At 45.8% G+C, this 10,534-nt stretch carries 8 protein-coding genes; 7 read left to right on the forward strand and 1 reads right to left on the reverse strand.

Going from position 1 to position 10,534, the window contains the following annotated elements:
• From AMS66_RS11750 to cydC, 4 genes are all read left to right on the forward strand, one after another.
• Nucleotides 1-1,135, forward strand: a 1,135-nt coding sequence (locus AMS66_RS11750; protein ID WP_236703346.1) for a cytochrome ubiquinol oxidase subunit I, incomplete at its 5' end; no start/stop codon positions are given.
• Nucleotides 1,132-2,148, forward strand: a complete 1,017-nt coding sequence (locus AMS66_RS11755; RefSeq protein ID WP_053780956.1) for a cytochrome d ubiquinol oxidase subunit II — start codon at nucleotides 1,132-1,134, stop codon at nucleotides 2,146-2,148. The genes AMS66_RS11750 and AMS66_RS11755, both read left to right, overlap by 4 nt.
• A 67-nt stretch (nucleotides 2,149-2,215) precedes the next feature.
• A complete protein-coding gene (cydD, locus tag AMS66_RS11760) occupies nucleotides 2,216-4,054 on the forward strand; it encodes a thiol reductant ABC exporter subunit CydD (RefSeq protein ID WP_053780957.1) in 1,839 nt (612 codons plus the stop codon).
• The gene (gene cydC / locus AMS66_RS11765) at nucleotides 4,051-5,784 is read left to right on the forward strand and encodes a thiol reductant ABC exporter subunit CydC (protein ID WP_053780958.1); all 1,734 of its coding nucleotides are present in this window, start codon (nucleotides 4,051-4,053) and stop codon (nucleotides 5,782-5,784) included. Before cydD ends, cydC begins: the two co-directional genes overlap by 4 nt.
• 196 nt (nucleotides 5,785-5,980) lie before the next feature.
• Here the strand turns inward: cydC and AMS66_RS11770 are convergent, their stop codons facing one another.
• Nucleotides 5,981-6,460: an immunoglobulin domain-containing family protein gene (locus tag AMS66_RS11770; RefSeq protein ID WP_053780959.1), complete on the reverse strand. Its 480-nt coding sequence runs from the start codon at nucleotides 6,458-6,460 to the stop codon at nucleotides 5,981-5,983.
• Nucleotides 6,461-7,397: 937 nt separating this feature from the next.
• Here AMS66_RS11770 and AMS66_RS11775 point away from each other — a divergent pair.
• The 3 genes from AMS66_RS11775 to AMS66_RS33675 form a co-directional block, all read left to right on the forward strand.
• Nucleotides 7,398-8,636 (forward strand): saccharopine dehydrogenase family protein, encoded by a 1,239-nt coding sequence (locus tag AMS66_RS11775; protein ID WP_053780960.1) that lies wholly within the window; start codon nucleotides 7,398-7,400, stop codon nucleotides 8,634-8,636.
• Between the two features lies 1 nt (nucleotide 8,637).
• Nucleotides 8,638-9,765, forward strand: coding sequence for a carboxynorspermidine decarboxylase (nspC, locus tag AMS66_RS11780; protein WP_053780961.1), 1,128 nt, complete (start codon nucleotides 8,638-8,640; stop codon nucleotides 9,763-9,765).
• A 360-nt stretch (nucleotides 9,766-10,125) separates the two neighbouring features.
• On the forward strand, nucleotides 10,126-10,534 hold a 409-nt coding region (locus AMS66_RS33675; protein ID WP_407944536.1), incomplete at its 3' end, for a YitT family protein.

The following is a 10,534-nucleotide window of genomic DNA, read 5'->3' on the forward strand; positions in this document are numbered from 1 at the left end:
CCTGGTATGGCCGAATTTTATGAAATTGGCGGGGAATGTCATTGCACTTCCGTTATTCATGGAAGTGTTCGCGTTCTTTTTTGAAGCCATCTTCCTGGGCATTTATTTGTATACGTGGGATCGATTCAAAAATCCGTATATCCATTGGCTGCTGACGATTCCGATTGTCGCCGGAGCGGGTATGTCTGCCGTATTTATTACGACAGTGAACGGATTCATGAACCAGCCTGGAGGCTTTCTCATGGAAGCAGGCCAATTCACAGCGGTTGACCCGGTGCAGGCGATGCTGAATACGGCGACGTTCTCCAAGGTGTTCCATGTATTAAGCTCGGCCTATTTGACAGGAGCTGCCCTGTTAGCCGGAATTGCAGCCTTTGCGATGCTGAGAAAAGGGGTATCCGCATACCACAAAAAAGCCTTGAACCTCATGATGGCGGTGGTGTTGCTGTTTGGCTTGCTGAACACGTTAGCCGGAGATGTATCCGCCAAGTTTTTGGCAGAGCATCAACCGGAGAAGCTTGCAGCGGCAGAGTGGCACTTTGAGACGGAAAGCGGCGCAGATTTGATTTTATTGGGATGGCTGAATGCAGAGCATGAAATTATAGGAGCTCTTCACCTGCCGAAACTGCTTAGCTTCTTGGCCTTTAGTGACTTTAATGCAGAGGTAACCGGGCTGGAGGAATTTCCGAAGGACGAATGGCCACCACTGCTTGTTCACTACCTGTTTGATTTAATGGCCGGAATCGGATTCGCTCTGCTCTCTATCTCGGTTCTGTATTTCCTGTTTGTGTTCTGGAAAAAGCGCAATGAGCTGAACAAGTGGCTGCTTGGGATCATTGCCCTGGGCGCACCAATGGCTTTTCTCGGGGTTGAGCTGGGCTGGTTTTATGCTGAATTGGGACGACAGCCGTGGATTATCCGGGGATATATGCGTGTGGAGGAAGCCGCCACATCATCACCCAACATAAGAATGATGTTTTTCTTCTTCATGCTTCTCTACATCGTTCTGGGAGTCATGTGTGTTCTCGTGCTAAGACGTTTGTTTAACAATAATCCGGCAGAAGTCGAGATGGAGAAATGGATGAAGGAAAAGGAGAAGGGCAATTCGACTACAGAGAAGGGTGATAATGCATGATGAGTTACGAGCTGATTGGCATCTCGGTGCTCTGGCTGTTCTTGTATGGCTATTTAATTGTAGCCTCGATTGATTTCGGAGCGGGCTTCTTTGCCTTTTATGCACGCTTGACGAAACAGGATCACCTGATTAATCGTCTGATCTCCCGTTATTTATCACCGGTATGGGAGATTACGAATGTGTTTTTTGTCTTTTTCTACATTGGCATCGTTGGATTCTTTCCGGACACAGCTTATTATTACGGATCAGCACTACTCGTACCGGGAAGTATTGCGGTCATTTTGCTCGCCATTCGTGGGTCGTTTTATGCCTTTGAGAACTATGGTTCCAAAAATAACATTGTGTATCTGTTTCTATATGGAGCTTCAGGATTGCTTATTCCCGCTTCGTTGTCAGTGGCGCTAACACTGTCTGAAGGCGGCTTTATCGTGAAGGAGGGTTCGACAGTTTCTCTGGATTACTGGACGCTGTTTACCAATCCGTTATCGTGGAGCATCGTTGGACTGGCGATTGTGTCCGTATTGTTCATAAGCAGCTCATTTCTAGCCTTTTATGCATCACGGGCAGAGGATCATTCTGCGTTGAAGCTGGTGCGAAACTATGCCCTGTTCTGGAGTACACCGACAATTATCATCGCACTGACCGCATTTATTTATTTGGGCCAGCACAATGCGCGACATTTTCAAAATATGATGGATTTATGGTGGCTGCTTGCACTTTCTGTTGCATTTTTCATGATTGCGATGTGGCTGTTATATAACGGGCGCCGCTACGGATTAGCGTTTATATGTATCATGCTGCAATTTTTCTGTGCCTTTTTCGCGTACGGAATTGGTCAATATCCTTATATCCTTGATCCGTACATTACGATTCAAAACAGCGTCACCTCACCAGCAATGGGCTTTGCACTAGTCGTTGTGTTTATCGGTGGCATGTGTATGCTGATTCCTTCCCTGATCCTGGTCTTCAAGCTGTTTCTGTTTGATGCGGATTATGTAAAGGGAAAAAAATAAATTGAATTCTTTTATGCGCTGTAAGGGAGTAATTTCATAGCCATTCATAGAAAGGAGGAGAGTTTACATGAAGAGGAAAACAAGCCTCATCTCTCAACAAATGTCTAGCCAGCGAAAACGTCTCGTGCTCCTGACGGTCATTTCACTCGCTCTGGGTATAGCCATTGTGAGTCAGGCCGCACTACTTGCTGAAGCAGTTCAACGGATTTTCGTGGAGAAAGCTTCCCTCTCGTCGGTCGTCATGCTGCTCGGGTTGCTTCTGGCTGCCATGGTCGTACGCACAGGGTTGTCTTATGGGAACGGGAAGGTTGGTTTGCTTATGGCTGCCAGTGCGAAGACGAATATGCGGGCAGGCGTGCTGCAAAATTTGACCCATGCGTCGATGCCTTCAACCCTTCGTGGACAAACAGGGGGAAAGGTCAGTATCGCTCTGGATGCTGTGGATGAGGCGGATAGTTATTTCAGTCTGTATATGCCGCGTATGATGGAGGCTGCCATCATTCCAATTCTGATTTTAATTGTAACATTTATGCAACATGCCAATTCAGGCTTCATTATGCTGTTTACGGCCCCGTTTATTCCCTTGTTCATGATATTGGTGGGACTAAAAACGAAAAACAAATCAGAGGAGAAATATGCGCAGCTGGCCGAGTTTTCCGGTACATTCCTGGATTCTCTTCAAGGGCTGGTTACGTTGAAGATATTCGGACGGGCACATCGCCAGCAGAAGAAAATTGAACGCAGCAGTCTGGATTATCGTGATGCTACGATGGGCATTTTGCGGATTGCGTTTACAAATACCTTTATGCTGGAATCAATCGTCATGCTAAGTATCGGTATCGTCGCTCTCGAACTGGCAATCCAGCTGCTGGTATTCAAATCGATGTCGTTCCACACCGCGTTTCTCGTGTTGCTGCTCGTTCCCGAATTTTACAGTCTGTTGAAAAATACGGGAACCGCCTTTCATAGCGGGCGAACAAGTATGGGGGCGGTTCGTAAGGTAGAGCAGATGCTCGAGACAACGGCTGGAGAGAGCAAATCGGTAGATGGCAAAGAAGGATTAGGTACTTCCGATGGAATCGACGAGGTCGACAGCATGGATCGGATGGAAAGGGAGAACGGGATAGGGACATTGCAAATGGACATTTCCAATGACAGTTCCATGCCACCATCCATGATATTAAACCATCTCCGATTCCGATACGCGCCTGAGTCATTCGAACTTGAAACTGGCCGGGTCCAGCTTGAGCCGGGAGAACACATTGCCATTGTCGGCAAAAGCGGCTCAGGGAAAACAACGTTACTTCATCTCATTGCAGGTTTGCTGAAACCAGCATCAGGAGAGGTTCTGGTCAATGGACAACCGCTATCCGATTATAATGAGACTGCATGGTTCGAACAAGTTAGCTACATTACACAGCATCCGTATATTTTTGCAGGTACATTTGCTGAGAACATTGCGATTGGTGCGGGTCGGAACGTGTCCAGGACTGAAATTGAGCAGGCGGCAGAGGATGCCGGGCTTGCCGAAGTTGCTGCCCAACTGGAGCAGGGCTTCGATACCTTGGTTGGTGAAGGCGGCCGAGGTCTGTCTGGTGGGGAAAAGCAGCGACTTGCCTTGGCACGCGCTTTCCTGAAGCGGCCTTCCATCATATTATTTGATGAACCCACGGTAGGATTGGATTTGCGCACGGAGCAGATATTGCAGCGTTCCATTGCAAAACTGGCAAAAAGTGCGACGATGATTACGGTGGCTCATCGGCTATATACCATTCAACATGCCGACCGCATATTGTTTATGGACCAGGGTGTGTTAGTGGATACGGGACGCCATGAAGAGCTTCTGAAGCGACTGCCTGCGTATGCCGAGATGATTGATGTTCAACGAAAAGGGGGCTTAGCATGAACGAACTAGCGATTTTATCCAAAGCATTGATTCAGGAGCGAAAGGATATTATCCTTTCGATTCTAGCTGGGTTTATTGCCGGCATAGCAGGAGTGGCCCTCTTTTCCGCGAGTGGGTATATGATTTCGCAAACGGTCTTTGCTCCACCGCTCTACACCTTAATTGTACTCACCTCAATGGTCAAGCTGCTTGGCCTGCTTCGGGCGGCGAGTCGTTACGGGGAGCGCTTGTATTCCCACAGGGCAACGTTCTCCATGCTTAGCCGTTTGCGTACATCCTTCTTTGCCCGGCTCATTCCTTTAACGCCGGGTATATTGAACAAAAAGCGAAGTGGGGATTTGCTTGCCCGAATCGTTGGGGATGTGGAGAGTCTACAGCATTATTTTTTGCGTGTTGCTTATCCACCGATCATTGTGGTCATGGTCTTTTTGGCTACGGTGTTGTTTACTTCAGCCTTTTCATTCTGGATTGCGGGTCTGTTTGTATTAGGCATGCTCATAACGGCATTGGTTGTACCGGGAGTGGTTTTGCTTGGGCAGCGGAAAATACATGGACGTGTTCGCGAGCAACGGGCGCTGCTCTCCACGGAAGTCACCGAAGTATTGTATGGATTTCGGGATTTGAAAGTGTACGGACAACTGGCACAGCGGGAGCAACAGCTTCAGCAGGCTTCTGCTGCGTTGACGGTTCAGCAGCAGCGGGCTGCCGGACACTTGCTGCGCGGGCAATCCATGCACGCATTGGTTACGTTTCTTATATCCTGGGGTGTGCTGACGCTTGGGGCCTATCTAATCATCGATGGCGCGCTTGCTGGCGTGTTTCTTGCAATGCTGGTTATGGCCTCACTAACCGTTTTCGAAGAAGCTGCGGCAATGGCTACATTACCCTTGTATAAGCAGGATAGCGAACATGCTGCCAAACGACTGACAGAAACATTACAGACCTCTGATAGACAGACTGATTCTACGCAGCCAGAAGGCGCGTTATCTGGCAAACAGGCTGTTTCCCTTGATCTCTCCGATGTTACGTTTCAATATGAAGGGGAGTGGAGACCTGCGTTAAAGGACATTTCGCTGCATATTTTACCCGGTTCCAAAACGGCTATTGTTGGACCGAGCGGATCAGGAAAATCAACAATTATTGAATTGCTGCTTAAACTACGAACACCTACGACTGGGGAGATACGATTAAATGACATTTCGGTGAAAGAACTGGATGAGGCGAGCATTTGGCAATCGGCTAATGTCGTGTTGCAGCAAAGTCACTTCTTCCGGGGAACGATCCGGGATAACTTGCTGCTGAATGATGAAGAACATTCGGACGAACAACTATTGGATGTGCTGGCTCAAGTGCAGCTGCCAAGCTCATCTTTAACGGATGTAGTATATGAAAAAGGGGAAAACCTGTCGGACGGCGAGAAGCAGAGGTTGGCTCTGGCACGGGCGATGCTTCGCGAGGGAAGGTTATGGCTTCTCGACGAACCTACTTCCTCACTAGATTACGTTACAGAAGAACGTGTGATGAAACACCTTTTTGCACAAGCGGCAGAGGATACGCTTCTAATGATCTGTCATCGCCTTACTGGCCTAGAAGAGATGGATCGGATTGTGGTGATGGAACAGGGAAGGGTAGTGGAGGAAGGTTCCTATGCGGAGTTAATGGAGCAAAAAGGTTATTTTTATGAGATGAAGAAGATCGAGCGCCAAATGATCGGAGAAGTTGGATTGTAAAGAGCAAGATATGCACTGATACGAGTGAAAGAGTATGCTTCATCGCAGTTTGAACATTCTCCATACTAAAAAATACACTCGCACACGTTTACGCTGTGTGGAGTGTATTTTTTAGTTTAAAACCCGAAAAGAATGAGGACAAGCATCAATCCAATGAAGCTTCGATTAAACAGTTTGTGCTCCAATCCAATAGACCTTAATGGCCTCCTGTATTGGAAGCCCAGACAGGATACCAGCCTGCACTCGGGGTTTCTGTATTGTACAGCACCAGATTGCCGTCGTTTTGAACGATGAGCACGTTACCTCTGAGGTTGGGTGGCACATTGTCCGCTCCATAGTACGATGTAGACCATGCCTTGTTGTCTGACGTCCAGTAAGGTGTGTTTTGAGGATCCTGGAGTACTAGTTTTCCACTCCAATAATCAATCTTGAAATGATTTATTCTTGTGTCACTGGTCTTGGTGTTCCATAACATCGTGCGTGTACGGTTGTCCCAGAGCTGTAGATCACCGTATACGTTGTATTGCAGAGAAAACCTGTTGTTGTTGGATACGAGTGGAATCGAGTTGTTATACATGATGTCATAATTGAGGCGGTCTCCAGCCGCAGACGCTGAAGGAGCGATAGAGAGTAAAAACATGAAAATTGCAGCAAATAGTAAAATGGCCTTTTTCATAACATCCTCTTTTCTGGGATATATTTTAAATTACACACCAAATATATCATTTCTATCTATCAAAAATGTATAAAATTTCAAGTGAAGTGAAAATATTTTCGGAGGTACTTTTATTTGTTTTAAACTTCGCTTAACAACTTCGTTTAAAGATATCGACTTAAAGAGTTATTCTGCCTGAATCAATCCGGTGATAAGTTAATCTGAATTCCCATGTTACCCATAGTTATCGCGTTATGTCAGCTTGTAACTTGAAGTTGAGCAAGAGCCGGAGACATGAGGCAGTAACCGATTAAGCGGTGAACTATCGAACATCGACGCTGTTATGATGTTGCCACAATAATCAGGTATGCCTAAGAGTGGAACGCGAGTTCCACAATGATGAAATAAATAATTTTTTAGTGATCTCTTGATTTTTTCTAATGTATCTGATATTGTAAAACCTGTGATTTTGGAAAGCAGATATATCAACATAAATCAGGTCTTTCCAGCAGATAATTTTTGACCACTCCCCCAAAAGGAAGTTAAGGCCATACGGACAGCCGGGTCAAACGCCGATTGGCAACTTATGTTGCCTTATTGATTGAGTTAAAAGCTCAAATTTTATAAGTTGGTTACTTTACAACCAGTGCATCTGCACATCAACTTGTGAAACGGTCAATAAGAGTGGTAAAGGCGAATTATTTGCTATATAGACTCTGATCTGATATTGATATACATGAAGAAGCTTTCCGCTAGAGGAGTTCTTTTGAACTTTTTTAGTTATGGAAACTTTGCGTCTTTTTAATGATGTATATCGACAAGCAAGTGTGATGATGCGCGTTTGGGGCATTTTTCACCTTGCTTTTTTTGTTGGTTCAAAACGGGCGAAAAGTTGAAAAATGAGAAAAATAATGAAGTTAATTTAAAAAAAATTCATATTGGGTTAGGAGAATGGAAAATGGGAAAAGCACTAATCATCGGCGCCGGCGGCGTAGCTTCAGTAGCAGTTCATAAATGCGTTCAAAACAGCGAAGTATTCGAGGAAATCTGCATCGCAAGTCGTACAAAATCCAAATGTGACGACCTTAAAGCCAAGCTGGACGGCGGTAAAACAAAAATTACGACGGCTCAAGTGGATGCCGACAACGTTGACGAACTGATCGCCCTCATCAACGAAGTTAAACCGGATATCGTCATGAACCTGGCATTGCCTTACCAAGACCTTACAATCATGGATGCTTGCCTTGCAACTAAAACTAACTACATGGATACAGCCAACTATGAGCCGGAAGATACGGCAAAATTTGAATACAAATGGCAATGGGATTACAAAGAGCGTTTTGAAAAAGCGGGAATTACAGCTCTGCTTGGCAGTGGATTTGACCCAGGTGTTACTGGTGTATTCTCTGCGTATGCCCTGAAGCATTACTTTGACGAGATCGAGTATATTGATATTCTGGACTGTAACGGTGGAGATCACGGCTATCCGTTCGCAACCAACTTCAACCCTGAAATCAACATCCGCGAAGTTTCGGCTAACGGAAGATATTGGGAAAAAGGCGAATGGATCGAAACTCAACCAATGGAAATTAAACGTGTCTATGACTTTAAAGAAGTTGGTGAGAAAGACATGTACCTGCTTTATCATGAAGAACTGGAGTCCCTGGCTAAAAACATGCCTGGTCTGAAACGCATCCGTTTCTTCATGACATTTGGGCAAAGCTACCTTACGCACTTGAAAGCCCTTGAAAATGTGGGCATGACTTCGATCGAACCGATCGAGTACGAAGGCAAACAAATCATTCCGCTGCAATTTCTGAAGGCGGTACTGCCAGATCCGGCGTCCCTTGGACCACGTACTGTGGGCAAAACGAACATCGGTTGCATTTTCAAAGGTAAAAAAGACGGCCAAGACAAAACGTACTACGTGTACAACATCTGTGATCACCAAGAATGTTACAAAGAGGTTGGTTCCCAAGCTATCTCTTATACAACAGGCGTCCCAGCCATGATTGGTGCAGCAATGGTGATGACTGGCAAATGGAACAAACCAGGTGTATACAACGTTGAAGAGTTCAACCCGGATCCATTCATGGAAGAGTTGAACAAATGGGGACTTCCATGGGTTGAAGACTTCAACCCGGTACTCGTTGACGAACTGCCAGAAGAAGTCAAAGAATCGGAGCTCGTTCGTTAAGATGCGGTTTGAGCAATTACCGACGCCATGCTTTGTTGTTGACGAAGGACTTATCGAGAGAAATCTCAAAATTCTGAACGGTGTCATGCAACGTACAGGAGCCAAAATCGTGCTGGCTCAAAAAGCATTTTCCATGACCACGATGTATCCGCTCATTGGAGAATACCTGAGCGGTGCAACGGCAAGCGGGCTGTATGAAGCCCGCCTGGGTCATGAGGAGATGCGCAAAGAGAACCACGTCTTTGCCCCGGCCTATCGCGAGGATGAGATTGATGAGATCCTTTCGATTTCCGATCATATTATCTTTAATTCCTTCTCCCAACTGGAGAAATTCAAGGACAAGGCGCTTCAGGCTGGACGCAAAGTAGGCCTGCGTATTAACCCTGAATGCTCGACCCAGGAGGGGCATGAGATTTACGATCCATGTGCTCCTGGTTCCCGTTTTGGTGCCAAACAAGAGGATTTCCGCGCAGAGCTGCTGGAAGGTGTCTCCGGACTGCATTTCCATACCTTGTGCCAGCAAAATTCAGACGATCTGGAAACGACGCTGAATGCGGTAGAAGAGAAGTTTGGACAATGGCTGCCACAAATGGAATGGATCAACTTCGGCGGTGGGCATCACATCACACGCGAGGATTACGACATTCCAAGACTGGAAGCTTGCATCAAACGTATGCAGGAGAAATATGCCCTGGAAGTATATCTGGAGCCGGGCGAAGCAGTTGCCCTGAACGCAGGCTTCCTAGTCACATCCGTGCTCGATTTCCACAAGAACGGTATGGACATTGCCATTCTGGATACCTCGGCAACATGCCACATGCCCGACGTGCTGGAAATGCCGTATCGTCCACCACTTGTGGGTTCGGGAGAAGCGGGAGAAAAACCACACTTATATCGTCTTGGTGGACAAACTTGCCTGTCAGGTGATGTGATTGGCGATTATTCGTTTGACCAACCGCTCAAAATAGGTGATAGATTGGTATTTGAGGACATGGCGATCTACTCCATGGTCAAAACAAATACATTTAACGGCATGCCGTTGCCAGCCATTGCAGTGAAAAGAAAAGATGGCGATTGCGAAGTGGTTCGCGAGTTCGGCTATCAGGATTTTAAAATGAGATTGGCATAAATAATTAATTTCCTACTTAATACTGAGTTTCTCAGATAGTACTGTTTCGCCTATCAGGCGCTTCTATCAGGAAACAATTGAATACACAAACCGGATTCCGCTTTACGAGGAATCCGGTTTTTTTGCAACGTTTTTTCTCGACCTTTCTGGTGGATAGGGTGAAAGAAGCTTTCGAAATGTAACAGAATGATATAAACCAAATTAAGCAAAACTTTAAGGCAGCCTAATCCTGCGGGAGGGTTTCTTCCCAAAGCGCATTTGTTGTGTGAATTTAAAATACCAAAGCATATTAATTTGCCAAAAGAGTGATAATTATTATAGACTATTTTCTATCGGTTAATTGTCCAAGGGGGAAAAGGAATGAATCAAAGGAACGTGCAAAAATCTAACAAACTGAAAATCATCTCCAAAGTATTGCTGATTATGATCGGGGCTTTTATCACCTCGTATGGTTTGGAAGCCGTATTAATTCCCAATAATGTATCAGACGGTGGTGTGACAGGTCTGAGTATCGTGGGCTCACAACTGTTTGGTTTACCGTTAGGGATGCTGATTGGTATTATCAACATTCCATTTGTCTGGTTAGGTTATAAACAGATAGGTAAAAGCTTCGCTATTTATTCCATAATCGGTATTGCCTCGTTAGCCGTTGGTACAAGCCTTATGCACCATGTACCAACGATTATTCAAGGAGATACATTGTTAATTACCGTCGTGGGTGGTATTATCATCGGTTTCGGTATGGGTTTGGCGTTGCGTAACGGCGGGG

The organism is Paenibacillus xylanivorans, from assembly GCF_001280595.1.
In the GTDB taxonomy this organism is placed as follows: Bacteria; Bacillota; Bacilli; order Paenibacillales; family Paenibacillaceae; genus Paenibacillus; species Paenibacillus xylanivorans.

Coding starts and splice junctions, on each gene's coding strand:
- AMS66_RS11755 (WP_053780956.1), top strand. CDS start 1,132: ATGATGAGTTACGAGCTGATTGGCATCTCGGTGCTCTGGCTGTTCTTG.
- cydD (WP_053780957.1), top strand. CDS start 2,216: ATGAAGAGGAAAACAAGCCTCATCTCTCAACAAATGTCTAGCCAGCGA.
- cydC (WP_053780958.1), top strand. CDS start 4,051: ATGAACGAACTAGCGATTTTATCCAAAGCATTGATTCAGGAGCGAAAG.
- AMS66_RS11770 (WP_053780959.1), bottom strand. CDS start 6,460: ATGAAAAAGGCCATTTTACTATTTGCTGCAATTTTCATGTTTTTACTC.
- AMS66_RS11775 (WP_053780960.1), top strand. CDS start 7,398: ATGGGAAAAGCACTAATCATCGGCGCCGGCGGCGTAGCTTCAGTAGCA.
- nspC (WP_053780961.1), top strand. CDS start 8,638: ATGCGGTTTGAGCAATTACCGACGCCATGCTTTGTTGTTGACGAAGGA.